This is a genomic window from Streptococcus timonensis (assembly GCF_047460355.1).
Taxonomy (GTDB): domain Bacteria; phylum Bacillota; class Bacilli; order Lactobacillales; family Streptococcaceae; genus Streptococcus; species Streptococcus timonensis_A.
Genome location: NZ_JASHGL010000003.1, coordinates 138,204 through 154,237, shown reverse-complemented (window position 1 = coordinate 154,237; position 16,034 = coordinate 138,204). Strand labels below are relative to the sequence as shown.

Sequence of the window (16,034 nt, the reverse complement as noted above, 5' to 3'; positions counted from 1 at the left end):
TTTTTATCCTTTCAATGTCATATAAGATTTGTAACGATAGCGTAGGAAAATCCAACGGAAACCATTATCCAAAAGCGTTCCTGCCCAGATACCAGGCAAACCCCATCCAAGAACAATTCCCATCAGGTAACCAGTCCCAATACGGATGCACCACATTCCAATACTTGTCGCATAAAAGGGAAGTCGGGCATTTCCCAAACCTTGCCAGACAGCTGTATAAATGACCGTTCCCGTTGTCATAGGAGTCCCTAAAAGTGAAAAAAGAATCACTAAAACACTGGCTTTGATAGCCACAGGATCGCTGGTGTAGAGATAGCTTAGTGGTGTCCCGAGAGCATAGATACTAAGCGTTAAGGGCAACATGAGAAAGAAAGACAACCAAAAAGTTTGCTTACTTAGTCTGTCCACCCTTGCCCAATCATCCTCCCCAACTGCTCGAGCTACCTGCATGACTGTTGCTGTCGCAACACCAAAAGCAGGCATATAGTTGAACTGAGTCAAAACTTCACCGATAGCATTTCCCGCGACTGCCTCCGTCCCAAAGGAAACAACCAAGGCAATAATGACTACATCACCAGCCCTCATCATGAGACGCTCTCCTGCTGCAGGTAACGCCAAGGTCAGCAGGTCTTTATCCAGTCCAAACGTCGGTCTCATATATGGAAGTTTTAATTGTGACCACAAAATCACAACCCCGATCAAACGAGACAAAATAGTCCCCCAAGCTACACCAGCTATCCCCATATCAAGGATAAAAATGGCGACACTTGAAAAAACAATATTTAAAGCATTGGATAAAAAACTAACATAAAGCGGCAGTCGAGGATTGTGGGTAGCGCGAATCAAGGCCCCTAAACTAGTCATTAAGCCCAGGAGAACAATTGAACCACCCACCAATGACAGGTAAAGTCCACCGCTCTTAGCCACAGGCGCTTCAGTACCCAAAAGACCAATCATCTCTTGACCTGCAAAGATGGACAAGCCACCTAAAATTAAACTCAATAGCAAGGTTATCTTGAGAGCTTCTGTCACATGGTAGGCTAGTCTAGACTGATCTTTCTGTCCCAAACTTTTTGATATAACACTAGAAATTGCTGCTCCCAAGGCAATAAAAATAGCCTGATAAATGGTGATAATATTTCCAGCTACAGAAACACCCGAAATGGCGATTAACCCAAGATTAGCTACCAAGTAGCTATCTACCATCCCCATGAGCATCTGTAAGAAATTTTCACCCATGGCAGGTAAAGCTATGTTGAGAATATCCTTATTTTTCTTAAACAATCCTTCCTCCTGATGAAAAGAAACTCAGTTAGTTTCCCAACCGAGTTTACTTCCTCTGTCTTAAAGTCCTAGATAAGATTCTACTGCAGCCTGCATCTCTGCCGCTGCAACAGTTGTCTTGTGACGAACTGGAGCTGTTTCGAGGCCATCCACTGCTGGTGGCACTGCTACTCCTGAGATTTCATGTAATTGAGCCAAGGCCTCAAAGTCGCTCAAACCTGATTTCCCTGTTACAGCTTCTACTGCAACTACTGGGAATTTATATGGGCTAGCTGTTGAAGCAATCACGGTCTTAGCCGCATCGCCTGTAGCTGCTTGGTATTTTTTATATACGGCTGAGGCAACTGCTGTATGAGGGTCCTCAATATAAGCATCTGCCTCATAAACACGCTTAATTTCTGCTGCTGTTTCTGCTTCCGTCGCATACTCTGCTGCAAAAAGGTCAAGAATCTCTGCATCAAAATCTGTCAATTCATACTGACCTTGGTTATTCAAAGCATTCATAAGTTCAGCTGTCTTAACCGCATCATTTCCCAAAAGATGGAAAATCAAGCGCTCCAAGTTTGAAGAGACCAAGATATCCATAGATGGGCTAGTGGTTACCTTAAACTCACGCTTCTTGTCATAAACACGAGTTTTAAAGAAATCTGTCAAGACATTGTTGTCATTTGAAGCACAAATTAACTTGCCGACTGGTAGGCCGATTTGCTTCGCATAAAAGGCAGCCAAGATATTCCCAAAGTTTCCTGTCGGTACGGTGAAGTTAACCTTGTCACCAGCCTTAATCTCACCAGTTTTAACAAGCTGAGCGTAGGCATAAACATAGTAGACAATCTGTGGTACCAAACGACCGATATTCATAGAGTTAGCTGATGAAAACTGGAGCTTGTTGGCTGCCAATTTCTCACGAAGAGCCACATCATTGAACATATGTTTTACGTTTGTTTGAGCATCGTCAAAGTTTCCATCAATAGCGATAACATGGGTATTTTCGCCCGTTTGAGTGGTCATTTGCAACTCTTGTACCTTGCTGACACCGTCTTTTGGATAAAAGACGATGATTTCCGTACCTGGGACATCCGCAAATCCTGCCATAGCAGCTTTCCCAGTATCTCCAGATGTCGCTGTCAAGATGACAATTTTGTTTTCCAAGCCGTGTTTCTTAGCAGCTGTTGTCATAAAGTAGGGCAAGATGGACAAGGCCATATCTTTAAAGGCAATGGTTGAACCGTGGAAAAGTTCCAAGTTGTATTGGCCATCGAGTTTGACAAGAGGGGCAATAGCTGGTGTATCAAACTTGCTGTCATAGGCATTGGTGATACAATAGTCCAACTCTTCTGCTGTAAAGTCATCCAAAAAGGCTGACAAGACAAGCTTGGCCACTTCTTGATAAGAAGCGTCCTTTAATGTTTCAAAATCCAAGTCCACCTTTGGATAGCTCACTGGAGTAAACAAGCCTCCATCTGTTGCCAAGCCTTGCAAAATCGCTTGGCTGGCTGTTACGGTATTGTTCGCATCACGCGTTGATTGATAAACTAATGTCATAAATCTCTATCCTTTATCTATAGTCTCATTCATTATAACATGATTTTTCAGAAAATTCTTCCGTTATAAGAAATTTATACGTCCATTTCTTCTTTCAAAGGTTCTAAATAAGTCGTTTCACTCTGACCTCTCATCTTAAGTCCTTGCTCTGCTATCGCTAGCAAGTCTTTGGAGAACTGGACAATCCCAGCTGTTTCTTCATCTGTGAGGTGTTTCTTAGAAAATTGTCTTCTCAAAGACTTGTAGTCACGACCAAAACTTTCAAAGAAAGGAGCTATTTCTAGGTAAGCTTCAAGCTTGTCAAGATTCACCAACAAACCTAGATGAAAGGCTGCTGAAGCAAAAGTTCGGTCTAGTGGCTGAGTACAAACACTCCGAAATTCGACCGTTCCTCGAGTTGTTAAATCTTGGAATTGGTAGCTACGGTGCGTTTGGAAGTCCTTCTCTTGAGGGACAAGCAACGTTTCTTTCCCATTTAGAGTATAAGCAGGAATCTCATCAGTGGCTAAGTAATCTCTAGCCCGAATTGGAGAAAAATAGTAGGTCTCCCCATCTCGTTCTGCTGTGAAAATCGCAGAATGGTCTAAATAATCAAAGAAATCATCTTCATCTTTAAAGAGTCTGGTATTGACACCAACATTCTCTGGATAAATCCCATGCATGGAGTCTTCCCAAAAAATATCTCGTGAAATCTGGGTGTCCCAGTCTGCTCCAGAAAACTCAGAATTGGCAAACAGGTAAGCTTTGGCTCCCTCTATCTGTGTGAAAGCATTGATGACACGTAGGTAGTTATCGGTCGAAACATCCAACTGGACTTGACTCCCGCAGATGAAGGCTCCGTATTATGGAAAGTCATGTAAATGCGCACTTTCTTGGTGACTCCCCATACTCAGATAATCCATCAGCATCTGATAGCGTGGATAAGCGACAGGTCGATTGTCATTTTGATTCCAGTTTGGATGAATCCCCCAACCCTGGATAGCATGATTCTTTTCGCCTAGCTTTTCTTGGATTACCTTCATATAGGCCTGAAAACGTCCTTCAACCTCTTGGATATTCTGAGCCCTACCAAAGGCAAATTCCAAGGTCGTGTAGGAAACCTCAAACAAAATCCGATCCTGACTCACAGGTTCTATAAGTTGAATCGGATTGCCCTCCTGGTCCTCCTTTTCAACTTTCAGACTGAGAGCATCCACCAAAAAGCGCAACAAATCCTTGCTGACTTCAATATCTGTAGGTTGGCCTTTCGTATGAACAATAGGAAACTCCAACTCAATACCGATGTAGAGATCTGGATTTTCTTTGATATTTTTTAAATAGCGGTCTTTTAATAACTGGATTGAAGGGGACATAAACACCTCTCACTCTAACTTCTCTAACCAGAAAAATAAATTACTATCTATTATATCAAAATTCGGAGATATCTTTGTCGAAAAAATACTATCTAAAAACGCTGATAAATTTGTAATTTATATTAAATTTCCCATACTTACCTTCAAAACCTTATCTAAAAATGTTGATATATCAACATTTAGAATAACAGGTTTGTCACGCTACTTTTTAGGATTTATTATAAGTAGTTGATTTTTTGCTGAAAACGGTTTATACTTAAAGAGTCTTAAAGTTTTCTTAAACTACAAGTCAAACATTTTTATAAGGAGGAATGACAATAATGAGTATCGGAATCATTATTGCTAGCCACGGTGAATTTGCCGCTGGTATTCATCAGTCAGGATCTATGATCTTTGGTGAACAAGAAAAAGTTCAAGTTGTAACCTTTATGCCAAACGAAGGTCCAGATGATTTATACGCGAAGTTCAATAATGCTGTGGCTGCATTTGACGCAGAAGATGAGGTTCTAGTCTTAGCTGATCTTTGGAGTGGATCTCCATTTAACCAAGCTAGTCGCGTGATGGGAGAAAACCCTGAACGTAAATTTGCCATCATCACAGGACTTAACTTACCGATGTTAATCCAAGCCTACACAGAGCGCCTAATGGATGCTGCGGCTGGCGTGGATAAAGTCGCTGCAAATATTATTAAAGAGTCCAAAGATGGCATCAAGGCTCTTCCAGAAGAGTTAAATCCAGCTGAGGAAGTTGCAACTGCTGCAGCTGCGCCTGTTGCCCAAGCTGCTATTCCAGAAGGAACTGTCATCGGAGACGGAAAACTTAAGATCAATCTTGCACGTCTTGACACTCGTCTTCTTCACGGACAAGTCGCAACTGCTTGGACACCAGATTCAAAAGCTAACCGTATCATCGTTGCTTCAGATAACGTAGCCAACGACGACCTTCGTAAAGAATTGATTAAACAAGCTGCTCCAAACGGGGTTAAGGCTAATGTTGTTCCAATCCAAAAATTGATTGAGGTTGCAAAAGACCCTCGTTTTGGTGAAACACATGCCCTTATCTTGTTTGAAACACCACAAGATGCCCTTCGTGCTATCGAAGGTGGTGTGCCAATCAAGACTCTTAACGTTGGATCAATGGCTCACTCAACTGGTAAAACAATGGTCAACAACGTATTGTCAATGGACAAAGACGACGTTGCTACATTTGAAAAAATGCGTGACCTTGGTGTTGAATTTGACGTACGTAAAGTTCCAAACGACACTAAAAAAGATTTGTTTGACTTGATTAGCAAAGCTAACGTTCAATAATTTACATTAAATAGAAAAGGAATAAAACCATGTCAGATATTTCAATCATTTCTGCTATCTTGGTTGTAGTTGTTGCCTTCTTCGCAGGTCTTGAAGGTATCCTCGACCAATTCCAATTCCATCAACCAATCGTTGCATGTACCCTCATCGGTCTTGTAACTGGTAACCTCGAAGCAGGGGTTATGCTTGGTGGATCACTTCAAATGATTGCCCTTGGTTGGGCTAACATCGGAGCTGCCGTAGCTCCTGACGCTGCTCTTGCCTCTGTTGCCGCTGCAATCATCATGATTAAGGGTGGTAACTTTACTACTGAAGGTATCGCAGTCGCAACTGCAACTGCAATCCCTCTTGCCGTTGCTGGACTTTTCTTGACTATGATTGTTCGTACAATCTCAGTTGGTTTGGTTCACACTGCAGATGCTGCTGCTAAAGAAGGAAATATTGCAGCTGTTGAACGCGCTCACTACTTTGCCCTTATTCTTCAAGGTCTTCGTATCGCTGTTCCTGCAGCCTTCCTTATCGCTATCCCAGCTTCTGCTGTTAAAGACGCTCTTGGTTTAATGCCAGACTGGTTGAATGGTGGTATGGCTGTCGGTGGTGCCATGGTCGTTGCCGTTGGTTACGCTTTGGTTATCAACATGATGGCTACTCGTGAAGTATGGCCATTCTTTGCTATCGGTTTTGCTCTTGCAGCAATTTCTCAATTGACTTTGATTGCCCTTGGTGTCATCGGTGTTGCCCTTGCCTTCATCTACCTCAACCTTTCTAAACAAGGTGGAAACGGTGGCGGAGGAGCTGCAACTTCTAACGATCCAATCGGTGATATCCTAGAAGACTACTAGAAAGGGGAACAATCATGGCTGAAAAAATTCAATTATCAAAATCAGATCGCCAAAAAGTTTGGTGGCGTTCACAATTCCTTCAAGGTTCATGGAACTACGAACGTATGCAAAACTTGGGTTGGGCTTACTCTTTGATCCCAGCTATCAAGAAACTTTACACTAAAAAAGAAGACCAAGCAGCTGCTCTTGAGCGCCACCTTGAGTTCTTCAACACTCACCCATACGTAGCTGCTCCAATCATGGGGGTTACTCTTGCACTTGAAGAAGAACGCGCTAACGGTACTGAAATCGATGACGCTGCTATCCAAGGTGTTAAGATCGGTATGATGGGACCTCTTGCTGGTATCGGTGACCCAGTCTTCTGGTTTACAGTTCGTCCGATCCTTGGTGCCCTTGGTGCTTCACTTGCTGCAACTGGTAACATCGTTGGTCCGCTTCTCTTCTTCTTTGGATGGAATGCAATCCGTATGTCTTTCCTATGGTATACACAAGAGTTTGGTTACAAGGCTGGATCTGAAATCACTAAAGACATGTCAGGTGGTATCTTGAAAGACATCACTAAAGGAGCTTCTATCCTTGGTATGTTCATCCTTGCCGTTCTTGTACAACGTTGGGTATCCATCAACTTCACTATCAACCTTCCAGGTAAACAACTGTCAGAAGGTGCCTACATCAACTTCCCAGAAGGTGCTGTTACAGGTGGAGAATTGAAGGGTATTCTTGGTCAAGCACTTAGTGGTATGAGCTTGGATAGCGTTCAACCACAAACCCTTCAAGGTCAGTTGAACTCATTGATTCCAGGATTGATGGGACTTCTCCTTACTTTCCTTTGCATGTGGTTGCTTAAGAAAAAAGTATCTCCAATCACAATCATCCTTGCTCTCTTTGCAGTTGGTATCGCAGCTCGTTTCTTCGGTATCATGTAATCTTGGTGAGAATGTACAAACAAAAAAAGAATCAGGTTTATCACCTGATTCTTTTGGCTCTTTGTCAAATAGTGTTGATGAAGAACCTAATGAAAAAAGAATCCAACAAAAATTGGACTACCTGTCTCCGGTTGAATACCGAAGACGGTAGCCCTAGGGTGTTTTTATTAAATTCTCACTTTTTGGGGTCAGTCCCTAAGCCTGATAGTAATTTTTTGTTCATACTATTCCCCTTTAGTCATTTACTACTTTAAGTTGCATTGCTTTAGCTACTTCTTCTGCTTTTGATCCCTTAGGTGTATGGATTTCTACATCTGGGTTACAGTTATCCACAAAATAGAAGTATTCTGTAATTTCTGTTACACTTGCTGGAATTGTAATAGATTTAATTGATGATGTCCCCCAAAATACTAATGTTCCAATACTCTTTGTTCCTTCTGGGAATACAACTGATTCTAATGAACTATCAGAGTTGAAAACATCATCTTCTACTGTTTCTATTGACTTACCAAAGTGGACATACTTTAACTTATTGTCAATCGTAAACGCACCTTTTCCAATATATCGTACTGTATCTGGTAAAACGATTGCCTCACAATGTTTCAAGTTCGCAAGACCACGTTCTCCAATTGCGATAACAGGTTTACCTTTAATTTCCTTTGGTACACGAACAACCTTATCGTCAGAAGTACAACTATAGATGACATAACCTTCTTCCTATAAATATACGCATGTTAATATATTAATATATTTAAGGTTTTATAACTATAGTTCCTTAATTTTCCCAGTAAAAAAACGAAAGGCACCACAAGTTATTTATGTGTTTTCTTTAAACGATTCATGTACTTCTGTCGCAACTTCTCACCCGCCTTTAATTGCGGTTGCGATAGATTGAGGACCTAAATATGCATCCCCTGTTATTAGTTCATTTCTATTGTATTCTGATGTTGACCGAAAGTCAAATTTTTACCTTTCATCTAGAACACTAAAGTCTACTTTTGTTCAATTGTTGCAACGACAAGGTCACATGGAATAATATGTTCACTACCTGCCACTTCATGCGTTGATCTTCTTCCACTTTCATCTGATTCACCAAGTTCCATTGTAATAACCTTTACACCAGTTACTTTCCCACTCTCATCACGCAATACTTCTTTAATATTCTCTAAGAAATGGAATGTAACACCTTCATTGTGTGCATCTTTGATTTGTAGTGTAGCTTCTAGTATATTGTTCATATGGTCATCATTCTTTTGTTTTAGGTTTCAGCGCTTTTAATATAATGGATGTTGGCCTTTTTGTATACACTAAAATAGGGTTGGTGGAAAATTTCCATCAACCCTAAAAATTATAGAACCACACAAAACCCTGACCAGAGATGGCCAGGGTTTTGTATTTCAAAAATTATTCTGTAAATTCTATAGTTACTTTTACTTCAGAATCCATTGAAGAAAATATTGTTTTATAATAATTGATTGCAGATTCTTTAATTTCACTCTTAAATTTATCTAAATACTCTGCTTGTTTATCACTAGAAAGTTGGTTAGCGACCAATTTCCCAGTATCAATATCTTCTGTAGTTCCACTTAATAACTCTCCATGACTATCATATAAATCATAAGGATTATCTTTTGAAAGTTCAACACCAATTACTTCCAATTTTGGAACAATAACCTTATATTCTTTTTCGCTTATTTGTTCAACCTTTACACTACTTTTAATTCCAAATTTAGCTTTATAATTTAAAATTACTAATGCTGCTTTTTTAGAGAACGGCACATCAAACCCAAAAACTTGAGTTGTTTTTGTTTCAGAAATAATTTCATTAATTCCCGCATTCAAAAATACAACTTCATTCACTTTTTCAATACTTTCGATATTAATTGACGATTTGACTTCTGATTTATGTTCCTTAGGTAAGAAAAATAGCACTCCAATAGCTATAATAGCTATTAATACCACATTCAATAGTACACTAAACATATTAACTTTCTTCTTTAATATAGACAAGATAAAAAAACCTCACTTTAAATAATCTATCTAAATTTTACACATTCTAAAGAAAATAGTCAATATTTTTTCGTACTATCTTCTAAAATTAATTGTGCCTATTAAAAATGAAATTAGTTTGTTGCATTTGATTATATTTTTTGAACACCAAATCCATTTAAAATTGAGTGCTATTTTGAGCACTAAAAAAGGGCTCTTTGTCAAATAGTGTTGATGAAGAAATTTAGGAAGGGATTAAGCAACTAATTGTTGCTTAATTCCTTTTTGTTTTGGGCCAAACATTTTTGTTATTAAAATAATCCTATTTCTAAAATGGTAATAGTTTCTAAAGCCGTAGGCATTTCTTTTAAGCACTTTTATTTTATTGTTTATTCCTTCAATAGGGCCATTTGTTCTAGTTGGATACTCACAAGTATTTTGAATATATGGCAAGTAAGTCATAAGAGTCTTTAATACTCTTTTTAAACCAGGAGATAGGTCTAATTGCGTAGCTGCTTCAATCGTTTCCTTGAATTCTATATAATCTCTATCCTGTATACATTCATGAAGTGAATGTACAACCTCATAATCATTTTTAAGAGATGGATTTTTTTCTAAGATATAATCTACGATTCCTTTACTTGTTATGAAGCTTTCAAAAAGCTTATAACGATTATATTTATAGTTCTGAAGTTCATTAGAGTTCTTTAAAATTAACTTCCAATAATGTTTTAACTTTCGATATAATTTAGAGTCTTTATAGCGATGCTTATTCATGACACGTACCCGAGTTCGATTTAATTCTCTATTTAAGGCTTGTACGATATGAAAAGGATCAATGATAATTTTAGCGTTAGGAAACATTTCTTTTATTAATTGAATGTACGGTAAGTACATGTCGATGGAGATAGTTTTTACCTTTAATCTAGTCTTAGGCTCAAAACGATGAAAATACTTTTTCAAGCTGTAAGATTTTCTATCTCGTACAACATCGACCAGCTTGTGTGTAGTGCTATCACAAATAATGAAGCTCATATTACTATCGGAAGATTTGACGGATTTAAATTCATCAAAACACAAATGCTCAGGTAAATCGTGTAATGGTTTAATCTTTAGTAAACGTGTTGTATCATCTATGATACGTCTTACCGTATGAACTGAAACATTTGTTTCTTTTGCGATATAGGTTTCAGATACTGTTTCACTTATTTTTGATTTAATTTCGTTTTTTAAGCGTTTAGAGATATGACAGTGTTTTTCTACGATTCGACTAGTGTCTGCGGTAAATGAAGAGCCGCATTCTCTACAGAGAAATCTCTGCTTGCGTAGATTTAAGTAGGCCGCTAGGCCTGAAACAGAACAGAGAGTGATACGAGATGTTTTCGTGCCGTTTTTAACGATATTATTATTTCGGCTAACACACCCACAAACGGTACAAAATTCTGGTTTATGCGTATAAGTAGCTGCATAAAATAAAGATTTTCTCTTTTTAAATATCTTCTCTTGAACTTTATTATCCCAGATAATGTTTTTATCTTTGATTTGTAGTGTAGCTTCTAGTATATTGTTCATATGGTCATCATCCTTTTGTTTTAGGTTTCAGCGCTTTTAATATAATGGATGTTGGCCTTTTTGTATACACTAAAATAGGGTTGGTGGAAAATTTCCATCAACCCTAAAAATTATAGAACCGTTCTTTTTATATCTCATTTATTCAGCCAAGGCACCCATTGGATCCCATGGTGCAAGGACGATTGGTTCTGCTTCATAGGCAGCTTGTTCTTCTGCTGTTAGTAATTCCTTACGAACAACAATTTGGTAAGTGTACTCGTCCATCCAAGCATCTGAAGCAACAAAGTAACCATCTGTACCGACCTTGTCTCCCCATGAGTTTTCAACTTTCCACTTGACTGATTGTCCATTTTCATCCAAATCAACACCTGTCAAGACCATAGCGTGGGTCATCAAGCTTTCGCTGTAGTCCAAACGTCCTGCCTTGTCTTGAGTGAGTTGGATATCCATGCTTGATTCAAAATCATAGACATCTGTCGCAAGAATCCCTGCTTTACGGTTGCTGAGCTGACCAACATCTGAACCAAACCAAACAGTTTCTCCTGTCTGCATTTGAGCAATGGCCAATTCTTTCAAGCGTTCCATCGGTACGTTGATGTAGCGAACTGCACGGCTACCAACAACATTTCCCAACATCTCAACTGTGTAAGATTTACCGTAAGGTTTATCAGCAGTTGGAGCATTAATCACAGAAACATAGTCTTCTAGTGGAAGGTCAACGTATTTCTTGTAAAACTCTTGTGGCGTGATGCCTTTTTCGCTTTGGTAGTTGTTGTCCTTGTCACGATAAGCAAAGTCAAATTGACGTGGTGGGAGACCTAGTGACATGGCAAGGAAATTAAAGATTTCTTGCAAGAGGTCTTCTTTCTTGGCCTGAACAGTCGCTTGGTCAGCGCCAGAAGCTAAAAGGTCACGCAAGATTTGAGCATCTTGACGAAGCAATTTGTTAAGGATTGCATTGAGCTCACGGCTGCTACTAGATGAAACAGACTCTGGATAAACAGACTTAGGAACGACACCGTATTTCTCAAAGAGAGAAACTACCATATCCCACTGACCACCATCTTGTTGTGGAGTTTGGAGTAGGAAGCTAACCTTACGACTTGTCAATTCTTGGTCAGCAGTCGCAATCACTTGCTCCAAGAACCAGTTAGATTTTTCATACTTGTCCCAGAAGAAGGTGTGGGCTTGTGACAATTCAAAGTTTTCAAGTTTGTATTGAGAGATGAGTTTGTGGCGGAAAGTATTGAGGGCCGCAAACATCCAGCAACGACCAGAAGCCTTCTGGTTAGTGACCTTGTCCTTTGTCAAATCAAGTGAGAAAACTGGTGTGTTGTCGACATGGCTTTGACGACGCTCAAGGGCTGCAAAAATTCCATTGTGGCTAGCTGCATTTTCGATAGCTTGGTATTTTACATTTGCTTCATAGTTGGCAAATAATTTATCTGTAAATGATTCTTGAATCGCGTTCATAAAATCCTCCTTTTTTCTTACTGTCTATTATAACGCTTTTCACAAAGGAAGCAACCAAAAACTGAAAAAGGCAGGGACATTTTCCCTACCTTTTCCGATTATTCAGTTTATTGAACACTTTCAAGCAAGCCTTCCAGTTCTTCCTTGCTTAAGCGACGCCATTCTCCACGTTTCAAATCCTCATCCAAGGTCAAAGTTCCCATGGTTAAACGTTGCAAGTCCACAACTTCCTTACCACAGTATGCCACCATCCGTTTGACCTGGTGAAATTTCCCCTCTGCAATGGTCACTCGGATCAGGCTTTCTTCCTTTTCCATATCAATAGACACAAGCTCCAGCTTGGCAGGCTGACAGGTAAAGTCCTTGAGCGGGATTCCTTGCGCAAATGTCCCAATGTCTTCATCCGTCATGATTCCATCGACTTGCGCAAGATAGGTTTTATCCACATGGCGTTTAGGTGAAAGAAGAGCATGAGCCAGTTTGCCATCATTGGTCAAGAGCAAGAGTCCATGCGTATCGATATCCAAGCGCCCTACTGGGAAAACTTCCTTGGCACGTGCATAGTCATCCAACAAATCCAAAACAGTCTTGTGTTTAGGATCTTCAGTCGCTGAGATAACGCCCCGGGGCTTGTTCATCATGTAGTAGACAAACTCCTCGTAGTCTAGCTTTTCCCCGTCAAAACAAATTACGTCCGTATCTTCATCAATTTGTAGCTTTGCAGATTTTTCTTTCTTGCCATTGACCGTCACGCGTCCAGCCTTGAGAAGTTTTTTGACCTCAGTCCGACTCCCAACAGCACAGGCTACTAAAAATTTATCTAATCTCATAGGGCTATTATAACACAAAAAGAGAGCAGTTTTCGCTCTCTTTTTCTCGTATTTGCTTTCCCGGATTTATTTTTTAATCATACTTTCTATTCCTTTGAAAATAATTTCTGATATAGCTTCTGGATAGCCTTCATAGCCATTCTGTTCTGAAAGAGCATCGATGATATTTCTAATGTGACCATCTAAGATAATGGTTACTGCAGGAACCAGTTCATCTGACCCCTCTTTTTTAAACATCTCTTGCATAATTGATACTTTGTTACTCATATTTTCTCCAATCTTTTTTAAAAACTATATTCATAGTACTCCACGAGACTTACTATTCCGTCTCACCTTCCACAACCAATCATATGGAAGATTTTCACTAGTTTAGTTTTTTAATAACTTTACTCCGTCTATGTACATTATTGACCACACAGATGTAGAGAATGAACAAGAGAACAGAATAAATCAGCAATCCTAAAAACTTTGCATAGACCAGGTAAACTATCAAGGAACCTATCAAACTAACACTACTAATAATATTAAATACGAAAGTAAGAGTTCCATTTTTCTTTGCTATTTCTAAAAATTCTGAGTACTCAATATCTGTAAATAATGCAGGATATAAGTCCAAGTCTTTGTTAGAGTAGTCCACTACAAATTTCCCTATGAGCAAGGAAATTCAGGTACATAGAATTACGCTAGAATATTTGATAGTAGGAATATCAAAAATGGTTAAACCATTCAGCAATCTAATAACAGGGAGAGATAGCAAAGTGAATCCAAGAGTATAGTAATAGTGATTCTTAGATGTTCTTTCAAGAATTGAAAAGTAAAGTCTCTTTTCTTTTAAGTCATAATAGACTATTTTGTTTTGATACAATCCTAGATTAACTAGTTTCCTATTGTTTTTCATTCTTTTAGTCATTTTTCAACATCTCTTTCTCAAACCACTGGACTTCCATTTACTCTAATCTCAGAAAATCTCTAGCCTTATTTCTTATACTAGAGAAATCTTTGACCTTTGTCAACATTTCGCTGGTGTTTGTCCTTGTTTAGAACTATCCTTATCTCATGTTCACAACAAAAAAAGCCGCCTAATTGGGCGACTTGATTTTTTATAGGGAGATTATTATGAAAAAGTTTTAGGAGTATAAGTTAAGTTCTTCTTAACTTATGAGATAAGTATACAGCTCCTATCTTAAAGTTTCCTTAAGTATTTTTAAATGTGAGATTTTTCCATTTTTCTCGCCAATTTTTCTTAGATAATCGCTGTTGATAAAGCTTCATCCGGTCATCATTTTCTAAAAAATGGGGAGTTGGAGAAACCTGAAAGTTCAAAATATCCTCTAAACCATAAGGAGCAAAGAGCTCTAAAGTTGCGTCAGCTTGCAAGCGAAGACCTATCGCCGTACAACGTTCTGGATACTTACTCATAGCATCACGAGAACTTGTATAGGGCGAAGTGTGGGGACTATGCTGATGCATATAGACTTGATTTTTCAACTCCCACTGATACTGGGGGAAGTCCTCTCTCAACTTGTTCTCTATAGCCAGCGTTTCTTCGTAACTCACATCTGGATCAAAGAAAATCACATCCACATCCGTATCACGGTCAAAGGCTGGCTTATCTGACAAGAGATTCCAGATAAAATTTCGGACCGAACCAGCTGCCAACCAGGAATCTTTCAACTCCAAGTCACGGATGATGGTCAGAATAGCCATCATATCAGGATTTTCTCTAAAAGAGTCTAAGATTTCAGTCTCATTTTTCAATATATTCATACCCCAAATGCTCATAAGCCTTGGCTGTCGCAACTCGTCCTGAACGAGTTCGCATGATAAATCCTTTCTGGATCAGGTAAGGTTCATACATATCCTCTACCGTCTCACGTTCTTCAGCGATATTGACCGAAAGAGTTCCTAGACCGACAGGACCACCGCCATACATCTCAATCATGGTGCGAAGGATTTTCTGGTCTACATAGTCCAAACCTTCATGGTCTACATCCAGCATAGTCAAGGCCTTATCCGTAATCACATCATCAATCAAGCCATCGCCCATAATCTGCGCAAAGTCACGCACGCGCTTGAGGAGACGATTGGCGATACGAGGAGTCCCACGACTGCGTAAGGCTAACTCAGATGCAGCTTCATGAGTGATTTCCATCTCAAAGATATCTGCCGTCCGCTCGACAATCTCTGTCAAGTCAGCATGTTCGTAATATTCCATGTGACCTGTAATCCCAAAACGGGCACGAAGAGGATTGGATAGCATCCCAGCTCGAGTTGTCGCACCAATCAAGGTAAATGGTGGCAAGTCTAGATGGACACTACGGCTAGCTTCTCCTGCACCAATCATGATATCAATGTAGAAGTCTTCCATGGCACTGTAAAGTACCTCTTCTACCGACATGGGTAAGCGATGAATCTCGTCAATAAAAAGAACATCTCCTGGCTCCAAATCATTCAAAATCGCTACCAAATCACCTGCTTTTTCGATGACAGGGCCTGAAGTCTGCTTGAGATTGACTCCCAATTCATTGGCAATGACAAAAGCCATGGTTGTTTTCCCGAGACCTGGAGGGCCAAATAAAAGAACATGATCCAGCGCCTCATCACGCATTTTTGCTGCCTCGATAAAGATTTGAAGCTGATCCTTGACCTTGTCTTGTCCGATATATTCACGTAAATATTGAGGACGGAGGGTACGTTCCACCAACTCCTCATCACCCATGATTTCATTATCTAAAATTCTACTCATGTTCCTATTATAGCAAAAATCCAGCCTACAAACAAAAAAGCCACCTGATTGGGTGACTTCTTTAGGGAGATTATTATGAAAAAGAAAAGTTTAGGATTTCTATTAAATAAAGTTAGGAGGTCTTTATTTAATGATTACATGATACAGGAGAAGACTTAAAATTAA

General features: G+C 39.4%; 14 protein-coding genes and 1 pseudogene. 3 read left to right on the top strand and 12 right to left on the bottom strand.

The annotated features are described in order from the left end of the window. Nucleotides 1-3 precede the first annotated feature (3 nt). From QM941_RS05930 to QM941_RS05920, 3 genes and pseudogenes are all read right to left on the bottom strand, one after another. Nucleotides 4-1,284 carry an MATE family efflux transporter gene (locus tag QM941_RS05930; protein ID WP_074324500.1) on the bottom strand — a complete coding sequence of 427 codons (1,281 nt, stop codon included), beginning with the start codon at nucleotides 1,282-1,284 and terminating at the stop codon, nucleotides 4-6. A 60-nt stretch (nucleotides 1,285-1,344) separates the two neighbouring features. Beyond that, nucleotides 1,345-2,829 (bottom strand): threonine synthase, encoded by a 1,485-nt coding sequence (gene thrC / locus QM941_RS05925; RefSeq protein WP_414312138.1) that lies wholly within the window; start codon nucleotides 2,827-2,829, stop codon nucleotides 1,345-1,347. A gap of 74 nt (nucleotides 2,830-2,903) precedes the next feature. Continuing rightward, nucleotides 2,904-4,181: pseudogene (locus QM941_RS05920) on the bottom strand (gamma-glutamylcysteine synthetase). Between the two features lie 320 nt (nucleotides 4,182-4,501). On the opposite strand from QM941_RS05920, the gene QM941_RS05915 reads away from it, so the two are divergent. From QM941_RS05915 to QM941_RS05905, 3 genes are read left to right on the top strand one after another with little or no spacing between them, the layout of a single operon-like run. Next, the gene (locus QM941_RS05915) at nucleotides 4,502-5,491 is read left to right on the top strand and encodes a PTS sugar transporter subunit IIB (protein WP_061863468.1); all 990 of its coding nucleotides are present in this window, start codon (nucleotides 4,502-4,504) and stop codon (nucleotides 5,489-5,491) included. Between the two features lie 29 nt (nucleotides 5,492-5,520). Then, nucleotides 5,521-6,333, top strand: coding sequence for a PTS mannose/fructose/sorbose transporter subunit IIC (locus tag QM941_RS05910; protein WP_061863469.1), 813 nt, complete (start codon nucleotides 5,521-5,523; stop codon nucleotides 6,331-6,333). Between the two features lie 14 nt (nucleotides 6,334-6,347). Beyond that, nucleotides 6,348-7,259 (top strand): PTS system mannose/fructose/sorbose family transporter subunit IID, encoded by a 912-nt coding sequence (locus QM941_RS05905; RefSeq protein ID WP_006149277.1) that lies wholly within the window; start codon nucleotides 6,348-6,350, stop codon nucleotides 7,257-7,259. A 234-nt stretch (nucleotides 7,260-7,493) separates the two neighbouring features. Here QM941_RS05905 and QM941_RS05900 read toward each other — a convergent pair whose 3' ends face one another. The 9 genes from QM941_RS05900 to ruvB form a co-directional block, all read right to left on the bottom strand. Further along, nucleotides 7,494-7,889 carry a leucine-rich repeat domain-containing protein gene (locus QM941_RS05900; RefSeq protein WP_075230488.1) on the bottom strand — a complete coding sequence of 132 codons (396 nt, stop codon included), beginning with the start codon at nucleotides 7,887-7,889 and terminating at the stop codon, nucleotides 7,494-7,496. A 362-nt stretch (nucleotides 7,890-8,251) separates the two neighbouring features. Further along, nucleotides 8,252-8,497, bottom strand: coding sequence for a glutamate synthase (locus tag QM941_RS05895; RefSeq protein ID WP_414339666.1), 246 nt, complete (start codon nucleotides 8,495-8,497; stop codon nucleotides 8,252-8,254). 166 nt (nucleotides 8,498-8,663) lie between these two features. After that, nucleotides 8,664-9,242 carry a DUF4230 domain-containing protein gene (locus QM941_RS05890; RefSeq protein WP_000493216.1) on the bottom strand — a complete coding sequence of 193 codons (579 nt, stop codon included), beginning with the start codon at nucleotides 9,240-9,242 and terminating at the stop codon, nucleotides 8,664-8,666. A 261-nt stretch (nucleotides 9,243-9,503) separates the two neighbouring features. Further along, nucleotides 9,504-10,820: an ISL3 family transposase gene (locus QM941_RS05885; RefSeq protein WP_414339664.1), complete on the bottom strand. Its 1,317-nt coding sequence runs from the start codon at nucleotides 10,818-10,820 to the stop codon at nucleotides 9,504-9,506. A gap of 138 nt (nucleotides 10,821-10,958) precedes the next feature. Then, nucleotides 10,959-12,293: an aminopeptidase C gene (pepC, locus tag QM941_RS05880; RefSeq protein ID WP_250307692.1), complete on the bottom strand. Its 1,335-nt coding sequence runs from the start codon at nucleotides 12,291-12,293 to the stop codon at nucleotides 10,959-10,961. 107 nt (nucleotides 12,294-12,400) lie between these two features. Continuing rightward, nucleotides 12,401-13,123, bottom strand: coding sequence for a pseudouridine synthase (locus QM941_RS05875; protein WP_414339662.1), 723 nt, complete (start codon nucleotides 13,121-13,123; stop codon nucleotides 12,401-12,403). A gap of 66 nt (nucleotides 13,124-13,189) precedes the next feature. Further along, a complete protein-coding gene (locus QM941_RS05870; RefSeq protein ID WP_414339660.1) occupies nucleotides 13,190-13,390 on the bottom strand; it encodes a hypothetical protein in 201 nt (66 codons plus the stop codon). A 927-nt stretch (nucleotides 13,391-14,317) separates the two neighbouring features. Further along, nucleotides 14,318-14,890, bottom strand: coding sequence for a nucleotidyltransferase family protein (locus QM941_RS05865; RefSeq protein ID WP_414339659.1), 573 nt, complete (start codon nucleotides 14,888-14,890; stop codon nucleotides 14,318-14,320). Continuing rightward, nucleotides 14,871-15,869, bottom strand: a complete 999-nt coding sequence (gene ruvB / locus QM941_RS05860) for a Holliday junction branch migration DNA helicase RuvB (protein ID WP_004250631.1) — start codon at nucleotides 15,867-15,869, stop codon at nucleotides 14,871-14,873. Before ruvB ends, QM941_RS05865 begins: the two co-directional genes overlap by 20 nt. Nucleotides 15,870-16,034 lie beyond the last annotated feature (165 nt).

Bases quoted from the DNA above. Each gene is read 5' to 3' on its own strand.
- thrC (WP_414312138.1), bottom strand. From the start codon at position 2,829: ATGACATTAGTTTATCAATCAACGCGTGATGCGAACAATACCGTAACA.
- QM941_RS05915 (WP_061863468.1), top strand. From the start codon at position 4,502: ATGAGTATCGGAATCATTATTGCTAGCCACGGTGAATTTGCCGCTGGT.
- QM941_RS05910 (WP_061863469.1), top strand. From the start codon at position 5,521: ATGTCAGATATTTCAATCATTTCTGCTATCTTGGTTGTAGTTGTTGCC.
- QM941_RS05905 (WP_006149277.1), top strand. From the start codon at position 6,348: ATGGCTGAAAAAATTCAATTATCAAAATCAGATCGCCAAAAAGTTTGG.
- QM941_RS05895 (WP_414339666.1), bottom strand. From the start codon at position 8,497: ATGAACAATATACTAGAAGCTACACTACAAATCAAAGATGCACACAAT.
- QM941_RS05890 (WP_000493216.1), bottom strand. From the start codon at position 9,242: ATGTTTAGTGTACTATTGAATGTGGTATTAATAGCTATTATAGCTATT.
- QM941_RS05885 (WP_414339664.1), bottom strand. From the start codon at position 10,820: ATGAACAATATACTAGAAGCTACACTACAAATCAAAGATAAAAACATT.
- pepC (WP_250307692.1), bottom strand. From the start codon at position 12,293: ATGAACGCGATTCAAGAATCATTTACAGATAAATTATTTGCCAACTAT.
- QM941_RS05875 (WP_414339662.1), bottom strand. From the start codon at position 13,123: ATGAGATTAGATAAATTTTTAGTAGCCTGTGCTGTTGGGAGTCGGACT.
- QM941_RS05870 (WP_414339660.1), bottom strand. From the start codon at position 13,390: ATGAGTAACAAAGTATCAATTATGCAAGAGATGTTTAAAAAAGAGGGG.
- QM941_RS05865 (WP_414339659.1), bottom strand. From the start codon at position 14,890: ATGAATATATTGAAAAATGAGACTGAAATCTTAGACTCTTTTAGAGAA.
- ruvB (WP_004250631.1), bottom strand. From the start codon at position 15,869: ATGAGTAGAATTTTAGATAATGAAATCATGGGTGATGAGGAGTTGGTG.